The 19,750-nt window shown below is 62.1% G+C and carries 19 protein-coding genes; 15 read left to right on the top strand and 4 right to left on the bottom strand.

Annotation, left to right across the window (positions count from 1 at the left end; all coding sequences use genetic code 11):
* The first annotated feature begins 152 nt into the window (after positions 1 to 152).
* The 5 genes from gshA (at position 153) to tauD (ending at position 5,399) form a co-directional block, all read left to right on the top strand.
* A complete protein-coding gene (gene gshA / locus H7995_RS08085) occupies positions 153 to 1,736 on the top strand; it encodes a glutamate--cysteine ligase (protein WP_185818216.1) in 1,584 nt (527 codons plus the stop codon).
* Positions 1,737 to 1,894: 158 nt separating this feature from the next.
* Complete coding sequence (gene tauA, locus H7995_RS08080) at positions 1,895 to 2,872, top strand: taurine ABC transporter substrate-binding protein (protein ID WP_166590288.1); 978 nt, start codon at positions 1,895 to 1,897, stop codon at positions 2,870 to 2,872.
* Positions 2,873 to 2,887: 15 nt separating this feature from the next.
* Positions 2,888 to 3,682, top strand: a complete 795-nt coding sequence (gene tauB / locus H7995_RS08075) for a taurine ABC transporter ATP-binding subunit (protein WP_166590287.1) — start codon at positions 2,888 to 2,890, stop codon at positions 3,680 to 3,682.
* The gene (tauC, locus tag H7995_RS08070) at positions 3,679 to 4,518 is read left to right on the top strand and encodes a taurine ABC transporter permease TauC (protein WP_166590286.1); all 840 of its coding nucleotides are present in this window, start codon (positions 3,679 to 3,681) and stop codon (positions 4,516 to 4,518) included. Before tauB ends, tauC begins: the two co-directional genes overlap by 4 nt.
* Positions 4,519 to 4,562: 44 nt before the next feature.
* Positions 4,563 to 5,399 carry a taurine dioxygenase gene (tauD, locus tag H7995_RS08065; protein WP_166590285.1) on the top strand — a complete coding sequence of 279 codons (837 nt, stop codon included), beginning with the start codon at positions 4,563 to 4,565 and terminating at the stop codon, positions 5,397 to 5,399.
* A gap of 55 nt (positions 5,400 to 5,454) precedes the next feature.
* On the opposite strand, the gene H7995_RS08060 is transcribed toward tauD, so the two are convergent.
* Positions 5,455 to 5,856 carry a type II toxin-antitoxin system HicB family antitoxin gene (locus H7995_RS08060; protein WP_095167490.1) on the bottom strand — a complete coding sequence of 134 codons (402 nt, stop codon included), beginning with the start codon at positions 5,854 to 5,856 and terminating at the stop codon, positions 5,455 to 5,457.
* Between the two features lie 56 nt (positions 5,857 to 5,912).
* Positions 5,913 to 6,095 carry a type II toxin-antitoxin system HicA family toxin gene (locus tag H7995_RS08055; RefSeq protein ID WP_166590284.1) on the bottom strand — a complete coding sequence of 61 codons (183 nt, stop codon included), beginning with the start codon at positions 6,093 to 6,095 and terminating at the stop codon, positions 5,913 to 5,915.
* A gap of 295 nt (positions 6,096 to 6,390) precedes the next feature.
* Here H7995_RS08055 and H7995_RS08050 point away from each other — a divergent pair, with 295 nt between their 5' ends.
* Positions 6,391 to 6,648, top strand: coding sequence for a hypothetical protein (locus H7995_RS08050; RefSeq protein WP_166590283.1), 258 nt, complete (start codon positions 6,391 to 6,393; stop codon positions 6,646 to 6,648).
* A gap of 15 nt (positions 6,649 to 6,663) precedes the next feature.
* Here H7995_RS08050 and betT read toward each other — a convergent pair whose 3' ends face one another.
* Together betT and epsC are read right to left on the bottom strand one after the other, a co-directional pair.
* Positions 6,664 to 8,625: a choline transporter BetT gene (betT, locus tag H7995_RS08045; RefSeq protein ID WP_166590325.1), complete on the bottom strand. Its 1,962-nt coding sequence runs from the start codon at positions 8,623 to 8,625 to the stop codon at positions 6,664 to 6,666.
* 421 nt (positions 8,626 to 9,046) lie between these two features.
* A complete protein-coding gene (epsC, locus tag H7995_RS08040; protein ID WP_166590282.1) occupies positions 9,047 to 9,973 on the bottom strand; it encodes a serine O-acetyltransferase EpsC in 927 nt (308 codons plus the stop codon).
* 192 nt (positions 9,974 to 10,165) lie between these two features.
* Between epsC and H7995_RS08035 the strand changes: the two genes are divergently transcribed.
* From H7995_RS08035 to H7995_RS07995, 9 genes are all read left to right on the top strand, one after another.
* Positions 10,166 to 11,161 (top strand): D-cysteine desulfhydrase, encoded by a 996-nt coding sequence (locus H7995_RS08035; protein WP_166590281.1) that lies wholly within the window; start codon positions 10,166 to 10,168, stop codon positions 11,159 to 11,161.
* Between the two features lie 254 nt (positions 11,162 to 11,415).
* A complete protein-coding gene (gene tcyJ / locus H7995_RS08030; protein WP_166590280.1) occupies positions 11,416 to 12,216 on the top strand; it encodes a cystine ABC transporter substrate-binding protein in 801 nt (266 codons plus the stop codon).
* A complete protein-coding gene (gene tcyL / locus H7995_RS08025) occupies positions 12,216 to 12,881 on the top strand; it encodes a cystine ABC transporter permease (RefSeq protein ID WP_166590279.1) in 666 nt (221 codons plus the stop codon). Before tcyJ ends, tcyL begins: the two co-directional genes overlap by 1 nt.
* A 4-nt stretch (positions 12,882 to 12,885) precedes the next feature.
* A complete protein-coding gene (gene tcyN, locus H7995_RS08020) occupies positions 12,886 to 13,632 on the top strand; it encodes an L-cystine ABC transporter ATP-binding protein TcyN (protein WP_166590278.1) in 747 nt (248 codons plus the stop codon).
* Positions 13,633 to 14,105: 473 nt separating this feature from the next.
* A complete protein-coding gene (locus tag H7995_RS08015; RefSeq protein WP_232534574.1) occupies positions 14,106 to 14,882 on the top strand; it encodes a hypothetical protein in 777 nt (258 codons plus the stop codon).
* Positions 14,883 to 15,057: 175 nt separating this feature from the next.
* Positions 15,058 to 16,299: an SfnB family sulfur acquisition oxidoreductase gene (locus tag H7995_RS08010; RefSeq protein WP_166590277.1), complete on the top strand. Its 1,242-nt coding sequence runs from the start codon at positions 15,058 to 15,060 to the stop codon at positions 16,297 to 16,299.
* Between the two features lie 24 nt (positions 16,300 to 16,323).
* Positions 16,324 to 17,517: an SfnB family sulfur acquisition oxidoreductase gene (locus H7995_RS08005; protein ID WP_182343069.1), complete on the top strand. Its 1,194-nt coding sequence runs from the start codon at positions 16,324 to 16,326 to the stop codon at positions 17,515 to 17,517.
* Positions 17,517 to 18,884 carry an LLM class flavin-dependent oxidoreductase gene (locus H7995_RS08000; protein WP_182343067.1) on the top strand — a complete coding sequence of 456 codons (1,368 nt, stop codon included), beginning with the start codon at positions 17,517 to 17,519 and terminating at the stop codon, positions 18,882 to 18,884. The genes H7995_RS08005 and H7995_RS08000 overlap by 1 nt, the downstream gene beginning before the upstream one ends.
* A gap of 55 nt (positions 18,885 to 18,939) precedes the next feature.
* Positions 18,940 to 19,749, top strand: coding sequence for a MetQ/NlpA family ABC transporter substrate-binding protein (locus H7995_RS07995; protein WP_185818215.1), 810 nt, complete (start codon positions 18,940 to 18,942; stop codon positions 19,747 to 19,749).
* The last annotated feature ends 1 nt before the right edge of the window (position 19,750 follow it).

Here is a 19,750-nt window from a genome sequence, read left to right as displayed (position 1 = left end):
TCGCTCCCACAGGGATTGTGCAGTTGCTGACTGACCGGCACATGGCCTGTGCAGCTCGAAAAACCAGGCGAAAACGCCAGTTTCCACTTCACCCTTGTAGACCGTCTTGCCCACCCCCATATTGGGGCGACTGACGCGTGAAGGAATCCAACTTGAGCGAACTTCTCAACCGCCGCCTGGCTCTGCTCGGTGAGCGCGCTAACCTCTCTCTGCTCGAACAGTGCCTTCACGGCATCGAACGTGAATGCCTGCGCGTGACCAGCGAAGGTCGCCTGGCGCAAACGCCGCACCCGGAAGAATTGGGTTCCGCGCTGACCAACGAACAAATCACCACCGACTATTCCGAATCGCTGCTGGAGTTCATCACGCCTGCCCTGCCGGACCCGGCAGATACCCTGGCGAGCCTGGACAGCATTCATCGCTTTGCCTACAGCAAGCTCGGCAACGAGTACCTGTGGAGTCCATCGATGCCGTGCCCGTTGCCGGCCGAGGAAGATATCCCGATCGCCTACTACGGCACCTCCAACATCGGTCAGCTCAAGTACGTCTACCGCAAGGGCCTGGCCCTGCGCTACGGCAAGACCATGCAGTGCATTGCCGGGATTCACTACAACTTCTCGCTGCCGGAGACACTCTGGCCGCTGCTCAAGGAATCCGAAGGGTTTGTCGGCACCGACCGCGACTATCAATCCTCGGCCTACATCGCCCTGATTCGCAACTTCCGGCGCTACAGCTGGTTGCTGATGTACCTGTTCGGGGCCTCGCCGGCACTCGACGCCGGCTTCCTGCGCGGGCGCTCGCACCAGTTGGAACAACTGGACGCCGACACCCTGTACCTGCCTTACGCCACCAGCCTGCGCATGAGCGACCTGGGTTACCAGAGCAACGCCCAGGCCGGCCTGACGCCCTGCTACAACGATCTGAACAGCTACACCGACAGCCTGCGCAAAGCCGTGGCCACGCCCTACCCACCCTACGTGGAAGTCGGCACCCACATGGACGGTGAATGGGTCCAGCTCAACACCAACATCCTGCAGATCGAAAACGAGTACTACTCCAACATTCGCCCCAAACGCGTGACCTACACCGGCGAGCGACCGATCCAGGCCCTGATGGCCCGGGGTATCCAGTACGTTGAAGTGCGCCTGCTGGACATCAACCCGTTCCTGCCGACCGGCATCGACCTGCCCGAAGCACGCTTCCTCGACGCCTTCCTGCTGTACTGCGCGCTGAACGACAGCCCGCTGCTGACCAGCAACACCTGCAGCAACGCCACCTCGAACTTCCTCAGCGTGGTCAAGGACGGTCGCCGTCCGGGCCTGCAACTGCAGCGCGATGGACAGCCGGTGGACATGAAGGAATGGGCCTTCGAGTTGCTGGAAAAAATCGCCCCCGTGGCCGCATTGCTGGACCAGAGCCATGGCGCTGACACCCACAGCAAAGCCCTCGATGCGCAACTGGCAAAGGTCAAGGACACGTCCCTGACCCCGTCCGCCCAAGTGCTGGCGGCGATGAACGAACACAAGGAAAGCTTCGCCCAGTTCTCCCTGCGCCAGAGCCAGGCCCACGCCGAGTTCTTCCGCAGCCAACCGCTGCCGGCTGCAGAGCAGACCCGTTTCGAAGCTGCGGCCCGCGCGTCCCTGGAGCAGCAAACCGAGCTGGAGCAGAACGAGGTCGGCGACTTTGATGTGTTTGTCGGCGCGTATCAGGCGAGTATTCTGGCGATCAGTAACTAAGCGACACCCCGGGAAAAAGATCGCAGCCTGCGGCAACGCCCACAGACTGCGATCTTTTGCCTCATAAGCTAATTCGAAAAAGTTATTTATTTTCGAATTCTTAGATCATTTAGTCTCATCACTCGCCGAAATCCCGGCCGCCTGATGAGGACTTGATGATGAAACTGCACTTCCCCCTACGCCTCCTGGCGGCCGCATCCCTGGCCGCGGCGAGCTTTTTCGCCCAGGCGGCCGACGTCACCGTCGCCTACCAAACCACCGTTGACCCGGCCAAAGTGGCTCAGGCCGACGGCGCCTACGAAAAAGCCACCAACGCCAAGATCGACTGGCGCAAATTCGACAACGGTGCCGACATCATCGCCGCCATCGCTTCCGGCGACGTGCAGATCGGCTACCTGGGTTCCAGCCCGCTGACTGCGGCAATCACCCGCAAAGTTCCGGTCCAGACGTTCCTTATCGCCACCCAGATCGGCGGCGCCGAAGCCCTGGTCGCCCGCGACGGTTCCGGGATCAAGACCCCACAAGACCTGGTCGGCAAAAAGATCGCCGTCCCCTTTGTCTCCACCGGTCACTACAGCCTGCTCGCCGCACTCAAGCACTGGAACATCGATCCGTCGACAGTCACCGTACTCAACCTCGCTCCGCCAGCGATCATCGCCGCGTGGAAACGGGGTGACATCGACGCCACCTACGTCTGGGACCCAGCCCTGGGCGTCGCCAAGGAAAACGGCAAGGTGCTGATCACTTCCGGCGAACTGGCCAAGTTCGGCGCTCCGACCTTCGACGCCTGGATCGTGCGCAAGGACTTCGCCGAGAAGCACCCGCAAATCGTCACCGCCTTCGCCAAAGTCACCCTCGACGCCTACGCCGACTACCGCAAAGACCCGCAAGCCTGGCTCGCCAATCAGGGCAACGTCGACAAGCTGGTGAAACTGTCCGGGGCCAAGGCCAGCGACATTCCGCTGCTGCTGCAAGGCAACGTCTACCCGCTGGCGGCTGACCAGGTGATCACCCTGGGCGCACCGACCACCAAGGCCATTACCGACACCGCCACCTTCCTCAAGGAACAAGGCAAGGTCGAAGCCGTGCTACCGGACTACGCGCCCTACGTCAGCGCCCAATACATCACCCACTGATCGGAGTGCATCGCGATGGCCTTGCTACAGCTGGAGCGCATCAGCGCACAGTACCCAGGCAGCCCGGAGCCGGTACTGGCGGATATTTCCTTGACCCTGGGGCCCCAGCAACTGCTGGTCGCCCTCGGCCCGTCCGGCAGTGGCAAGACCTCGCTGTTGAACCTGATCGCCGGTTTTGTCCAACCCAGCGCCGGGCGCATCACCCTCGACGGCGCCCCCGTCAAAGGCCCAGGTGCCGAACGCGGCGTGGTGTTCCAGGACGATGCATTACTGCCTTGGCAGGACGTGCTGGCCAACGTGGGTTTCGGCCTGGAACTGGCCGGCGTCCCCCGCGCCCAGCGTGAAGTCCGGGCGCGGGAAATGCTCGCCCTGGTCGACCTCGCCGGCTTTGACAGCCGACGCATCTGGCAGCTCTCGGGCGGCCAGAAACAGCGCGTCGGCCTGGCTCGCGCCCTCGCGGCCGACCCGCGAGTGCTGCTGATGGACGAACCCTTCGGCGCCCTCGACGCGTTCACCCGCGAACAGATGCAGGAGCTGTTGCTGCAAGTCTGGCGACGTACCGCCAAGCCGGTGTTCCTGATTACCCACGACATCGAAGAGGCAGTGTTCCTGGCCACCGACCTGATTCTGCTGGCGCCCAACCCCGGGCAAATCGTCGAACGCCTGGCATTGGATTTCGGTCAGCGGTATGCCGCCGGCGAATCGGCACGGGCGATCAAATCCGACCCGCGCTTCATCGAAACCCGCGAACACGTGCTTGCCCGTGTGTTCTCGCAACGCAGCGCCGCCCAGCGGCAGGAGCGCGCATGAGTACCTATGAGATTGCGCCTGCATCGACCAAGACATCCGGCCCGGCCAGCCCCCCGCCACTGCGGCGCCGCCTGGGCACCCGCTGGATCAGCGTCCTGACCCTGGTCAGCCTGATCACGCTGTGGTGGGCCGTGACCGCAACGGGCCTGATCGAGCCACTGTTCCTGCCGCCCCCCTCGGCGGTGCTGCAAAAGGGGTGGTTGCTGGCCACCAGCGGCTATATGGACGCAACCTTGTGGCAACACCTGGGCGCCAGCCTTGAGCGTATCGGCCTGGGCCTGGGATTTGCCGTGCTGACCGCCGTACCGGTGGGCATTGCCATCGGTCACAACCGCATCGCCCGGGGCGTGCTTGATCCGCTGATCGAGTTCTACCGGCCAATTCCACCATTGGCCTATCTGCCCCTGATCGTGATCTGGTGCGGCATCGGCGAGTTGTCCAAGGTCCTGCTGATCTACCTGGCGATCTTTGCTCCGATTGCCATCGCCACCGCCACTGGCGTACGCACCGTCGACCCGACCAAATTGCGCGCCGCGCAGTCGCTGGGCGCCACCCGGGGACAACTGATTCGCCACGTGATCTTGCCCAGCGCCTTGCCGGACATCCTCACCGGTGTACGCATCGGCCTGGGTGTGGGCTGGTCGACCCTGGTCGCCGCCGAACTGATTGCCGCCACCAGCGGCCTGGGTTTCATGGTGCAGTCGGCCGCGCAGTTCCTGGTCACCGACGTCGTGGTCCTGGGCATCCTGGTGATCGCACTGATTGCCTTTGCCATGGAGATGGGCCTGCGTGCCCTGCAACGCAAACTGGTGCCGTGGCACGGCCAGACCCATTGAATTGACTATGCCGACACGTCGGCACCCGGATTGAAGAGAGCCCCATGAGCCGCCTGACCATCACCCCTTTGAGCCATGCCCTCGGCGCGCAGATCAGTGGCGTCGATATTGCCCAGCCCCTGAACGTCGAACAGCGCGACGCCATCGAGCAAGCCCTGCTCAAGCATCAGGTGCTGTTCTTTCGCGATCAACCGATTACCCCAGAGCAACAGGCGCGTTTTGCCGCCAACTTCGGCGACCTGCACATTCACCCGATCTACCCCAACGTACCGGAACAGCCTGAAGTGCTGATCCTCGACACTGCCCAAACCGATGTGCGCGACAACGCCGTCTGGCACACCGACGTGACCTTCCTGCCGACGCCGGCCCTGGGCGCGGTACTCAGTGCCAAGCTGCTGCCAGCCTTCGGTGGCGACACCCTGTGGGCCAGCGGCATCGCGGCCTATGAGGCCCTGTCCGAGCCCCTCAAGGTCCTGTTGCAGGGATTGAGCGCCACCCACGACTTCGTCAAATCCTTCCCCCTGGAGCGCTTTGGCAACACCCCGCAAGCGCTCGAACAATGGGAAGCCACGCGCAAGAAAAACCCACCGCTGTCACACCCGGTGATCCGCACGCACCCGGTCAGCGGGCGCAAATCGCTGTTCGTCAATGAAGGTTTCACGACCCGGATCAATGAGCTCTCGGACAGCGAAAGCGAAGCCATCCTCAAGCTGCTGTTCGCCCACGCCACCCGCCCGGAATTCACCATCCGCTGGCGCTGGCAGACCGACGACGTGGCCTTCTGGGACAACCGCGTGACCCAGCACTTCGCAGTGGACGACTACCGCCCGGCCCGGCGGGTGATGCATCGGGCCACGGTGCTGGGGGATGTGCCGTTTTAACTGAATCGTTGCCGGGGCGGCAACGATTGGCTTTTTGCTCAGGCCGGCCCAGCGTTTAAACCGATAACTCACGTAAAGCCGCCGCGGCCAAAAAACCGGAACGCGAGCTGTAGCGCTGATCGCGCCTCACGGTCTGGTCGATGCGCTCAAGCAACTGCTCCGGCAACGTTGCGTTAAACCGCACTGATTTGCCGAAATACGGGGTCACGTCAAATTCCACCACCGCCCAAATCCCCCCAGCGTAATCCGGGTTCTGGAAGTGTTGGTCAATCTCATGCACCTGGGGTAACGGATCGCCATCGGCGACCAACCCTTCGTAATGCAGCGCCAGTGCCTCTTTGACGTTATCCAACGCCTGCGCAACCGTCTCACCCGCGGAGAAACAACCGCCGACATCCGGGATAATCACGCCGTAATCGGAGTCGGGATCCTTGTGTAGCACGACTGGGAATTTCATGGAGATAGCCCCTTCCAATCCGCCCTCATCGGGACTTTTATCGATAGATTGCGGGTTCATTTCAGGCCCGCCTGTTTCAAAACACTGTTAATTGTTCCCTTGGGCAGATCCGCGTCAGGGTGCTTGATCGTCACTCTCCCTGGTTTGCGCGGATGTTTGTATTGATGGTGGCTGCCTTTAGTTGCCACCCAATACCAACCGTCCTCTTCGATCATCCTGATCATTTCTCGACTGCGCATCACCTTCGCCCTTTGTCATCAGCGTCGATGACAACTGTACGCGACAGGCATACGGATCAATACACACGATACACACTAAGATATAGAACAGCCGGGCGCAAACCAGCGATTGTTTTCCAGACCACCGGCTAACGCGCCTGCGCGAACACCTCAGCCAACCAATCGACAAATACCCGAACCCGTGGCGCCATGTGTCGGTTGTGCGGGCACTGGATCAGGCTGGCGACACGCAGGTCTAAACCGCATTTGGGCGAAGCACGCCTATGCTCGATAGGACGCACAGGAGCGCACAACCATGCACAGCACCATCATTATCGCCTTCGGCCTGGCCCTGCTGGCGCTGATGCTGTTCATCGGCCAGCAGCTGGGCTTCAGCCCACAGACCCTGACCTACAGCTTTATCGTGCTGTGGCTGGCGCTGACGACGATCAACGGCGCCATCGGCGTGATGGTTGCCGGGCACTCAGTGATCCATGAGTTGATGGTGGGGTTCATGGTGTTTGCCGTGCCGGTGGCTGCCCTGGTGTTGTTCATGACCATGAGCAACACCTGAGCAGCCCGGCCCCGCTCAACGCACCAGATGCAGGAACTGCATGTGGCGCTCGTACTGGTCGAGGATGTCGTTGATGATCTGCTCCTTGGTGTAGCCCATCAGGTCGTAGTCCTGACTGCCCTCGCTCAAGTGCACTTCGGCGCGGTAGTAACGGCGGTTGCGCAGCTCCTTGGGGCCCATGCCGCCACGGGCGAACGACGGCGTGAAGTAGCCGCGCATCTGCACCTGGTAGATGAACGGGTGCTGGTCGCCATGACCGATTTCCAGGCTGACGCTGTCGTTGGCCGGGTCCGGCTGCGCGACCACGTTCACCCCTTTCTCGACGAACACCGCCGTCACTTCCTCGATCGCCGGGCGCACCGTGGTCTCGAGGAAGCGATACACCTCATCGCGGGACGGGAAGTGCACGGCCTGACTCAAGCGCTGGCGCCAGCCGCCCTTGCCACGGCGCGAGGTCGAGACCGGCGCCAGGGAGTGCATCTGCGCAATTTTCTTCTGCGACTCAAGGTAGAACGCCTTGTGCAGCCCCCACATCATCAACAGCAGAATCATCGAGAACGGCAGCGAGGTCAGGACCACCGCCGATTTCAACGAGTCGATGCTGCCGGCGAACAACAGCGCACTGGTCACCAGCGCGGTCATCGCCCCCCAGAACACCCGCAGCCATTTCGGCCCGTCTTCATCGGCATTGCCGCCCTTGGCCGACAGCGTCGAGAGCACCACGGTGCCGGAGTCGGCGGAGGTCACAAAAAACACGAAGCTGATGAACACCGTCACGGCGATCACCGTCTTGCTCCACGGGTAGGTTTCCAGCAGCAGGTACAGGGTCATCGACGGGTTTTCGATGGCCGACATGCCGAGCTCGCTCATGCCGTGGTTGAGCACCTGGTCGATGGCGCTGTTGCCGAAGATCGACATCCACGCCAGGGTGAAGCCAAGTGGAATCAGCAACACACCGAAGACAAATTCACGGATGGTCCGGCCACGGGAGATCCGCGCAATGAACAGCCCGACAAAGGGCGACCATGCAATCCACCAGGCCCAATAGAACACCGTCCAGCCGCCCAGCCAGTCGCTGGGTTTGTCGTAGGCGTAGAGGTCGAAGCTCTTCATCGGCAAGGCGCCGAGGTAGTCGCCAAGGTTCTGGATCAAGGTATTGAGCAGGTGCTGGGTGGGGCCGGCGAACAACACGAACAGCAACAGCGCGCAGGCCAGCAGCATGTTGATGTCGGACATCACCCGCACGCCCTTATCCACACCCGCGACGGCAACGATAATCGCCGCGCCCATCATCAAGGTGATCAGCCCGACCTGGACCCACTGGGTGTGCGCGACGCCAAACAGGTAATCGAGGCCGGAGTTGAGGTGCAGCACCCCAAAGCCCATGTCCGCGCCCAGGCCGAACACCGTGGCGATAATGCCAAAGCCATCCACCGCGTAGCCGATCGGGCCGTTGATGCGCTTGCCGATCAGCGGGTACAGCGCCGAACGCAGGGCCAGCGGCAGGTTGTGCCGGTAGGCGAAGTACGCCAGGGCCATGCCGACAAAGGCGAACACCCCCCAGCCGTGCAGGCCCCAGTGCAGGAACAGAATCTGCATCGCCTGGCGCGCCGCATCGGCCGTGCCGGCTTCGCCCTGGGGCGGTAGCGACAGATGCGTCAGGGGTTCGGAAACGCAGAAGAAAAACAGCGTGATACTGATCCCGGCGGCGAACAACATGCCGGCCCAGGACAGGTAACTGAATTCGGGCTCGTCGTGGTCGGCACCGAGCTTGATCTTGCCGTAGCCAGACAAGGCGGTGACCACCACGAAGACCAGATACAGGGTCATTGCCAGCATGTAGTACCAGCCGACCGTGTTGGCCGCCCAGTTTTGTGCCGCCAGGAGCCAGGCACCGGACTGCTGCGGGAAGGCGATCACCACCAGGCCGAACAGCAGGATGAAACTCGCCGCGAAATAAAACACCGGCGGATTCATGCGGATTTGACCGCTGGGAGGGGTAGCGGATGCACTCATGGACGGTGCACCTTCTGTGGGTAAAACATGGCTGTAAATTTCGGACTCAGCAAAGGCAAGCCTCCTGTTGTGAGCGGGCAGCGAACCACCGGTTTAACTTGAATGAACGTTCAAGTTAAACATGGATAGGGCACTAAGGACTAATTCCAAGGCTCGGCGGTACTGTCGTACGCTAGCTCAAGGAAGGGTATGACGTGAGGTTGAGCGGAATCGTTCAACGGATATTGAGCAAATGGCCATCCACGATTTAACGGGGATCACCCCCCCTGTGAAAGCGGGCTTGCCCGGGATGGCGGTGGGTCAGGGGTAAGGGCGGAACCCTAAGCCGCCATCACCGCAGCAGCGGATCCCCCCAAACCCAGGATCAAAAGACTCCGCAGGCTTACTTCTGCGTCCCATCATCATGCTGCAGATTGGCCTGGGTCAGGTTGCTCCCAGGCGGCACACTGCGGGTCAGCCAGACGTTGCCGCCGATGCTCGAGCCCTTGCCGATGGTGATTCGTCCAAGGATGGTCGCACCGGCGTAGATCACCACATCGTCCTCGACGATCGGGTGACGCGCATGCCCCTTCTGCAACTGGCCGTCCTCGTCCGCCGGAAAGCGCTTGGCGCCCAGGGTCACGGCCTGATAGATGCGCACGCGCTCGCCGATGATCGCGGTCTCGCCGATCACCACGCCCGTGCCGTGGTCGATGAAGAAGCTGCGGCCGATCTGCGCGCCGGGGTGGATGTCGATGCCGGTGGCCGAGTGAGCAATTTCCGAGCTGATCCGCGCCAGCAATGGCAGGCCGGCCCGGTACAGGTGATGCGCCAGGCGATGATGAATCACCGCCAGGATCCCCGGGTAGCAGAGCAATACCTCATCGACGCTGCGGGCTGCCGGGTCGCCGTGATAGGCGGCGAGCACGTCGGAGTCCAGCAGGCTGCGCAGCTCGGGCAAGGCCAGGGCGAAATCCTGGATCAGATTGATGGCCCGCGCCTCGACCTCGGTATCGACCTGGGCGGTTTGCCTGGCGACATAACGCAACTCCAGCCGCGCCTGGCCCAGCAGGGCATTCAAGGCCACATCCAGGGTGTGTCCGACGTAGAAGTCCTCGCTCTCCTCGCGCAAGTCCACCGGCCCCAGGCGCATCGGGAACAAGGCGCCACAGAGGGCTTCGAGGATCTCCGCCATCGCGGCGCGCGATGGCAGCTCACGACCACCCTGCTCACCGCTGCTGCGACCATTTTGCGCACGCCACTGGTCGCGGGCTACGCGCAGTTGGCTGACGATGGTCTGTAATTGCCAATGGCTGGAACGCTCACTCACGGTCAAAACTCCTCGCACGCAGCGGCCCCATGCCAGGCCGCCTGAATGGCAGTCACTTTACGGTATGGTCACAAACGGTAATTAAGAACGAATTGTGCGGGCCTCAGCACTTTTAGGAATAAGCGATTGGCGGTTGCCCGGGTAAAACGGCCTGCCTATAGTCCAGACACCTCTTACTACCCGTGCGGCCCCATGATCAAACAACAGCTCGCTCGCTTTCACCGACTGGATCTTCTCGTCAACGCCACCCCCCTGGAAAAGCTCGAGCGGCTGTCGACCTGGCTGGGGCGCGAGGTCTACGTCAAGCGTGACGACCTGACGCCGCTGGCCATGGGTGGCAACAAGCTGCGCAAACTCGAATACCTGGCCGCCGACGCACTGGCCCAAGGCGCCGACACCCTGATCACCGCCGGGGCCATCCAGTCCAACCATGTGCGCCAGACGGCGGCGATTGCTGCAAAGCTCGGCCTGGGCTGCGTCGCCCTGCTGGAAAACCCGATCGGCACGGATGACAGCAACTACCTGGGCAACGGCAACCGCCTGCTGCTGGACCTGTTCGATGCCAAGGTCGAGTTGGTGGACAACCTCGACAACGCCGACCAACAGTTGCAAGCCTTGGCCGAGCGCCTGCGCAGCAACGGCAAGCAGCCGTACCTGGTGCCGATTGGCGGCTCCAATGCCTTGGGTGCGCTGGGGTATGTGCGGGCGGGGCTGGAGCTGGCTGAACAGATCAAGGACACCGGCCTGCACTTTGCGGCCGTGGTCCTGGCCTCCGGCAGTGCCGGCACCCACAGCGGCCTGGCATTGGCCTTGAGTGAAGTGCTGCCGGAGCTGCCGGTGATCGGGGTCACCGTCTCGCGCACCGATGAAGACCAGCGCCCCAAGGTCCAGGGCTTGACCGAACGCACCGCCGAACTGCTGGGGATCCAGTTGCCGGCGAGTTTCAAGGTGCACCTGTGGGACGAGTACTTCGCCCCCCGTTATGGAGAGCCGAGTGCCGGCACCCTGGCTGCGGTCAAGCTGCTGGCCAGCCAGGAAGGCCTGTTGCTCGACCCGGTCTACACCGGCAAGGCCATGGCCGGTCTGCTCGACGGAATCGGCCGCCAGCGTTTCGATGAGGGTCCTATCCTGTTCCTGCACACCGGCGGCGCTCCGGCATTGTTTGCCTACACCGCATCGTTCGCCTGAAACCAGCCCCCCATCATGTAGGAGCGAGCTTGCTCGCGATCGTGCCCGACAGCCCTGCGCGAGCCAATCACATAGTTTTAAAAGGAATAACAAAGTTACTTTATATTATTTTCAAGTCTAAAAATCCCGCCCTATAGTCTCGCCGCAGGCGCAATTGGCGCGAGACGCATACGCTGCTTATAGGGCAGGATGTGGAATTCCCGATTTTGCCTGCTTCATAAAAAACGTCTTCATAAAAAACACAGGGGCTTGTCATGAATTTTTCCGCATTTCGTCGAAATCTGCTGGTGGGCTCGCTGGGCCTGGTACTCGGTGCCGGTCTGTTGGGGCAAGCGGTGGCCGGTGAGCAACTGCAAAAGATCAAGGACGCGGGCGTGATCAACGTCGGCCTGGAAGGCACCTACCCACCGTTCAGTTTTGTCGATGCCGACGGCAAGCTGGCCGGCTTTGAAGTCGAATTTTCCGAAGCCCTGGCCAAGGAGCTGGGGGTCAAGGTCAAACTGCAACCGACCAAGTGGGACGGCATCCTCGCCGCCCTGGAGTCCAAGCGCCTGGATGCGGTGATCAACCAGGTGACCATCTCTGAAGAGCGCAAGAAGAAGTACGACTTCTCCGAGCCCTACACCGTTTCCGGGATTCAGGCCCTGGTACTGACCAAGAAAGCTGCGGAACTGAACATCAACTCCGCTGCCGATCTGGGCGGCAAGAAAGTCGGCGTGGGCCTGGGCACCAACTACGAACAGTGGGTTAGAGCCAACGTGCCGACCGCTGACGTGCGCACCTACGAAGACGATCCGACCAAGTTCCAGGATCTGCGTGTCGGCCGCATCGACGCCATCCTGATCGACCGCCTTGCCGCGCTGGAATACGCCAAGAAAGCCAAGGACACCACCGCTGCCGGTGAAGCGTTCTCTCGCCAGGAAGCCGGCATCGCTCTGCGCAAAGGCGAGCCTGAGCTGCTGGCCGCAGTGAACAAGGCGATCGACAAGCTGCGTGCCGACGGTACGCTGAAGAAGCTTTCGGAAAAATACTTCAACGCTGACGTCACTCAGTAATGGGAGAGGCTTTCCAACTCGCGCTGGACTCCGCGCCCTTTCTGCTCAAGGGCGCGTATTACACGGTCATCCTCAGCCTGGGCGGGATGTTCTTTGGCCTGCTGCTGGGCTTCGGCCTGGCCTTGATGCGCCTGTCGCGCTTCACGCTGGTGAGCTGGATCGCCCGCATCTACGTGTCGTTCTTTCGCGGCACGCCGTTGCTGGTGCAACTGTTCGTGATCTATTACGGCTTGCCGCAATTGGGCGTCGAACTTGATCCGCTGCCAGCGGCCTTGATCGGCTTCTCGCTGAACATGGCCGCCTATGCCTGCGAAATCCTGCGTGCCGCCATCAGCTCGATCGAACGGGGCCAATGGGAAGCCGCGGCCAGTATCGGCATGACCCGCGCGCAGACCCTGCGCCGAGCCATCCTGCCGCAAGCTGCGCGCACCGCGCTGCCGCCCCTGGGCAACAGCTTCATCTCGCTGGTCAAGGACACCGCGCTGGCTGCGACCATCCAGGTGCCAGAGCTGTTCCGCCAGGCGCAGTTGATTACCGCCCGCACCTTCGAAATTTTCACCATGTATCTTGCCGCCGCGCTGATCTACTGGGTTCTGGCCACGGTGCTGTCGCACTTGCAGAACAAGTTGGAAGAGCGGGTCAATCGGCACGACCAGGAGTCCTGACCCCATGATTGTCGTGGAAAAACTGACAAAGCAGTTCAAGGGTCAAGTGGTGCTCAATGGCATCGACCTGGAGGTCAAGGAAGGCGAGGTGGTCGCCATCATCGGCCCCAGCGGCTCGGGCAAGACCACCTTCCTGCGCTGCCTGAACTTTCTCGAAGAGCCGAGCAGCGGCCGGATCAAGGTCGGCGACATCGAGATCGATGGCAGCCGCCCGTTGAGCCAGCAGCAGGGCCTGGTGCGCCAGTTGCGCCAGCACGTGGGCTTCGTGTTCCAGAACTTCAACCTGTTCCCTCACCGCACGGCGCTGGAAAACGTCACCGAAGGGCCGCTGGTGGTCAAGAAGATTCCCAAGGAGGAGGCCCTGGCGCTGGGCCGCAAACTCTTGGCCAAGGTCGGCCTGGCCGGCAAGGAAGATGCCTACCCGCGGCGTCTCTCAGGCGGCCAGCAACAGCGCGTGGCGATCGCCAGGGCGCTGGCCATGGAGCCGGAAGTCATCCTCTTCGACGAACCCACCTCAGCGCTGGACCCGGAACTGGTGGGCGAAGTGCTGGCGACCATTCGTGGTTTGGCGGAAGAAAAACGCACCATGGTCATCGTCACCCACGAAATGGGCTTTGCTCGCGATGTGGCCAACCGCGTGGTGTTTTTTGACAAGGGCGTGATCGTCGAACAAGGCGAAGCCAAGGCCTTGTTTGCCAACCCCAAGGAAGAGCGCACACGGCAGTTTCTCAGCAAGTTCCTTAACGCCTGAAGTTGCGCGCAACACGCAACTTCTCTTTTTTAACAGTCACTTTCCACGGAAGGAAGTGACACTTATCCAAATAACAATCGCCCTCCCCGCTGGTATTTACCCCTACGCGCACACGGAATAAATAGATACCTCCTCCCCTGTCCTCCTGTGGCGTACCTTGGCCCAGGCTCTGCGTCTCGCTGCCCGGAAAACAGCCTGTTTTATAGCTCGCGAGCGTTGATCAGCCGAGAAAAACCCCAATCACCTGTGCGCTGGAAACGCCTCTAAGGTAGGACATTTCTGATTGACCAAGGATCACCACCTTCCCAACTTTCATCTATTGACACCCCATCAGGCGCGCTCTTATCTAGACGCCAATTAACTGCACACCGGTATTAACCAATCGGCTATCACTTGAACTCGACACCCTGAATCAATGTGAACTAACGCAACTTCGAAACGGACTTCGCTGCGGTATTTCAAGGAGAACACTCATGACCTGCCTGTCGAACAAAGTAGAACTGACAGCACCGCGCCTGGCGCGATCGTCGGGATCCGCCATCAACGGCGTCTCGGCGGCTCATCTGCTGATCGAGATTGACCCCTACGCCAGCATGGACGAAGGCGACCTGATCGAGCTGTTCTGGGACAACTGCTACGTCGCCTCCAAGGTGCTGGGGGCCGATGACATCGGCGCCCCTATCCACCTGCGGGTGCCCGAGAGTTTCATCTGCAACGGCAGGTCCGGTATCCACTATCGGGTCATGCAAATCGGACAGGACCCGGCGCGCTCAGCGACCAAGCGAGTCCAGGTCAAGCTCGACTACCCCGGTGGGCAACCCCACAGCCAGTGCGCCGATGAAAACCAGGGGCTAGCGCCCTTGGGCATTCCAGAGATGATCCGCAAGCATGGGGTCAACCCGAACCAGATGAAACGCGGCGTGCCGTTGACCATCGAGCCTTACCTGAACATGGCCACTGCCGATGCAATTACCCTGCGCTGGGGCGATGTGCGCCTGGACCTGCCCAAGATCAAGCCGGGCGAGGTCGGTAAACCGATCAACCTGTGGGTGCCGCCGGCCGTGATTCTCGAGGCCGGCGAGGACAGTCGCCTGGAGGTGACCTACTGCATCCTCGATCGGGTGGGCAACAACTCACGCTGGGCGCCCGTGCGCCTGCTGCGAATCGGCTGCTGCCCCTCCGGCGCCAAGCTGCCCGCCGGCCACGAGGCAACAGGCCACAGACCTTCTATGTATATTCCTAAAAGTTAGTTTATTAATTTTTTATACGCGATTAGGGTATATGCACCGGACCACCGGACATTCTTGATTCTGATTTCGCCGCACAACGCGGCTTATCCATGAGATGTGAGGTAGGTATGGTCCGGAACACAATCACCCCAGTGCAGATCGCCAGGGCATTGCGTGCAGCCAAGGAGTGGCAGTGATGTCCAATCTGGCCGAAGCAAACATCCAGAGCGATCTGGACATCGCCCCGCCGCTGCTGCCCGCACAGGTCCTGGGCACTGACGCACAAGCCCTTGACGCCGCCCGCGAACTCGCGGCTGTCGCCCGCCAGCAGGCCGCGCGCCGCGATCAGCAACGCAAATTGCCCTGGACGGAAATCGAGCAGTTCACCCGCAGCGGTCTGGGCAGCATCACCCTGGGCAAGGCCTTTGGTGGCCCTCAGATTTCCCACGTCACCCTGGCTGAAGTCTTCGCGATCATTTCCGCGGCAGACCCGGCCCTGGGGCAGATCCCGCAGAACCAGTTCGGCATCCTCAACCTGCTGCAACACGTGGCCAGCGAGTCACAGAAACAGCAGCTGTTCCAGAGCGTGCTCAACGGCTCGCGCATCGGCAATGCCGGCCCGGAACGGGGCAGCAAGAACACCCTGGAACTCAAGGCCCGCATCACCGCCCAGGGCGATGGCTGGGTGCTCAATGGTCAGAAGTTCTACTCCACCGGCGCCCTCTTCGCACACTGGATCGCGGTCAAGGCCCTGAACGACGACGGCAAGCAGGTGATGGCGTTTGTTCGTCGCGGTACGCCGGGACTGCGGGTCGTGGACGACTGGTCGGGGTTTGGCCAGCGCACCACCGCCAGCGGCACCGTCTTGCTGAACAACGTGCAGGTCGACGCCGACCTGGTGGTGGAAAACTGGCGGCTCAACGAACACCCGAATATCCAGGGTGCCGTGTCCCAACTGATCCAGGCCGCCATCGACGCCGGCATCGCCCGCGGCGCCCTCGACGACGCCATTGAATTCGTACGCACCCGCGCCCGGCCGTGGATCGATGCCAAGGTCGACCGCGCCAGTGATGATCTGTACGTGATTGCCGACATCGGCAAATTGAAGATCGAACTGCACGCCGCCGAAGCACTGCTGCGCAAGGCCGGCAAAGTGCTGGATCAGGTCAGCGCGGCCCCCGTCACCGCCGCCTCCGCCGCCCGCGCCTCGATTGCCGTCGCCGAGGCCAAGGTGCTGACCACCGAGATCTCGCTGCTCGCCAGCGAAAAACTCTTCGAGCTGGCCGGCAGCCGCGCCACCCTCGCTGAATTCAACCTCGATCGTCACTGGCGCAACGCGCGCGTGCACACCCTGCACGACCCGGTGCGCTGGAAGTACCACGCCGTGGGCGACTACCGCCTCAACGGCACCCTGCCGAACCGGCATTCCTGGATCTGACCGACCAGACCTCTGGAGATTTACATGACGATTTCTCATTCCGTCGCGGTCATTACCAGCGATGAACAAGCCCTTATTGTCGCCAGCGACCTGGCCGAAGACTTACGCCGCGACAGCGCCCTGCGCGACCGCGAGCGCCGCCTGCCCTATCCGGAACTGGAAGTGTTTTCGCGCTCGGGCCTGTGGGGCATCAGCGTCCCCCGCGAATATGGCGGCGCCGGGGTGTCCAACGTCACCCTGGCCAAGGTCATCGCCCTGATCGCCCAGGCTGACGGCTCCCTGGGGCAGATCCCGCAGAACCATTTTTATGCCCTTGAAGTCCTGCGGGTAAACGGCAGCGAGGCGCAGAAAAAACGCCTGTACGCCGAAGTGCTCGCCGGCCAGCGATTTGGCAACGCCCTGGCGGAGCTGGGGACCAAGACCGCCCACGACCGGCTCACGCGCCTGACCCCGGAGGGCCAGGGCTACCGCATCAATGGCCGCAAGTTCTACGCCACCGGCGCCCTCTACGCCCAGCGGATTCCCACCTCGGTGGTCGATGACAACGGCGTCCAGCAACTGGTCTTCGTGCCCCGGGACAGCCAGGGCCTGACGGTGATCGACGACTGGAGCGGCTTCGGCCAGCGCACCACGGGCAGCGGCTCGGTGGTGTTCGAGGACGTCTATGTATCCGCCGACGACCTGGTGCCGTTTCAAAGTGCCTTCGAGCGGCCGACCCCAGTCGGCCCGCTGGCGCAGATTCTCCACGCCGCCATCGACACCGGCATCGCCCGCGCTGCCTACGAGGATGCGCTGCACTTCGTGCGGACCAAGACCCGCCCGTGGATCGACTCCGGCAACGACAAGGCCACCCAGGACCCGCTGACGCTCAAAAGCTTCGGCCACCTGAGCATCCGCCTGCACGCCACCGAAGCCCTGCTGGAGCGTGCCGGGGAACTCCTTGACCAGGCTCAGCACACCACCAACGCAGACACCGTGGCAGCCGCCTCGATTGCCGTGGCCGAGGCCCGCGCCATCAGCACCGAAATCTCCCTGGCGGCCGGCAGCACTCTGTTTGAACTGGCCGGCAGCCAGGCGACGCTGGCCGAGCATGGCCTGGACCGACACTGGCGCAACGCCCGCGTGCATACCTTGCATGACCCGGTGCGCTGGAAATACCACGCCGTGGGCAACTACTACCTCAACGATGAAAACCCGCCACTGCGAGGGACCATCTGATGAGCAGCCCCGTGCACGCGAAGAAAAAAATCCTCCTCAATGCCTTCAACATGAACTGCATCGGGCACATCAATCACGGCCTGTGGACCCACCCACGGGACAACTCGACCCAGTACAAGAGCGTCGAGTACTGGACTGAGCTGGCGCAGTTACTGGAACGCGGGCTGTTCGACGGGCTGTTCATCGCCGACATCGTCGGCGTCTATGACGTGTACCAGGGCTCGGTGGACGTACCGCTCAAGGAGTCAATCCAGCTGCCGGTCAACGACCCACTGCTGCTGGTTTCGGCCATGGCCGCGGTGACCCGCCACCTGGGCTTCGGTCTCACCGCCAACCTCACCTATGAACCGCCGTACCTGTTCGCCCGGCGCATGTCGACCCTCGACCACCTGAGCCGTGGTCGGGTGGGCTGGAACATCGTCACCGGCTACCTCGACAGCGCCGCCAAGGCCATGGGCCTGAGCGAGCAGGTCGAACATGACCGACGCTACGACCAGGCCGACGAGTACCTGCAGGTGCTGTACAAACTCTGGGAGGGCAGTTGGGAGACGGACGCGGTGCTCAACGACCCCAAGCAGCGCATCTACGCGCAGCCGGGCAAGGTGCACAAGGTCGAGCACCACGGCGAGTTCTACCAGGTCGAGGGTTATCACCTGTGCGAACCCTCGCCGCAACGCACCCCGGTGCTGTTCCAGGCCGGCAGTTCGAGCCGTGGCCTGCAATTCGCGGGGCAACACGCCGAGTGCGTGTTCATCAGTGGCCAGAACAAAACCTCGACCAAGGCCCAGGTCGACAAGGTGCGCGCCAGCGCCGTCAGCGCCGGGCGCAACCCGGACGACATCAAAGTGTTCATGGGCTTGAACGTGATTGTCGGGGCCAGCGAGGAGGCTGCCTGGGCCAAGCACGCCGAGTACCTGAGCTACGCCAGCGCTGAAGCCGGCGTGGCGCATTTTTCCGCCTCCACCGGTATCGATTTTTCCGAGTACGCACTGGACGAACCTATCCAGTACGTGAAAAGCAACGCCATCCAGTCCGCCACCCAGCACCTGAAAAACAATGACTGGACCCGGCGCAAACTGCTCGATCAGCACGCGTTGGGCGGGCGCTACATCACCTTGGTCGGCTCGCCCGAACAGGTGGCGGACGAGCTGGAATCCTGGATCGCCGAAACCGGCCTGGACGGCTTCAACCTGACCCGCATTGTCACCCCGGAAAGCTATGTGGATTTCATCGAGTTGGTGATTCCCGAGTTGCAGCGCCGCGGCTCGTACAAGACTGCCTATGACCACGGCACCTTGCGCGAAAAGCTGTTCCAGGGCGCCGCGCAATTGCCCGAACAGCACACCGGCTCGACGTTTCGCCGCTGACCGCTTCGCGAGCAGGCACACCCAAACACCCCACCTCTATGACTGGAAACCCATCATGAAAAACACCTTGTTCACCCACCCAGTCAAAGTACTGGCCCTGGCCCTCGGCCTCTTCAGCTCCGTGACCTTCGCCGCTGACGCGCCGCTGAAGGTCGGCACCACCGCCGCCTTCGCCATTCCCCTGGAAGCCGCGGTCGAGGAGGCCGGCAAGCAAGGCCTGAAAGTCGAGCTGGTGGAGTTCAGCGACTGGATCGCACCCAACGTCAGCCTGGCCTCGGGCGACATCGACGTGAACTACTTCCAGCACATCCCCTTCCTGGAAAACGCCAAGGCCGCCGCCGGCTTCGACCTGGTGCCGTTCGCCCCGGGGATCATCAACAACGTCGGCCTGTATTCGAAAAAATACAAAAGTTTCGCCGAGCTGCCCGAAGGCGCCAGCGTGGCCATCGCCAACGACCCGATCAACAGCGGTCGCGGCCTGCAACTGCTGGCCAAGGCCGGCTTGATCACCCTCAAGGAAGGGGTCGGCTACAAGGCCACCGAAGACGACATCGTCGCCAACCCGAAGAAGATCAAAATCCTTCAGGTCGAGGCCGTGCAACTGGTGCGCGCCTATGACGACGCCGACCTGGTGCAGGGCTACCCGGCCTACATTCGCCTGGCCAAGACCTTCGACGCCGGTTCCGCGCTGCTGTTCGACGGTCTCGACCACAAGGAATACGTGATCCAGTTCGTCATCCAGCCCACCAGCAAGACCGACCCGCGCTTGATCAAGTTCGTCGACATCTACCAGCATTCGCCTGCCGTTCGCGCCGCCCTGGATAAAGCCCACGGCAAGCTCTACCAAGCCGGTTGGGAAAGCTGAG

It is taken from the genome of Pseudomonas kielensis (assembly GCF_014236655.1).
GTDB classification, from domain to species: Bacteria; Pseudomonadota; Gammaproteobacteria; order Pseudomonadales; family Pseudomonadaceae; genus Aquipseudomonas; species Aquipseudomonas kielensis.
This window is presented reverse-complemented; position numbering and strand designations above follow the sequence as displayed.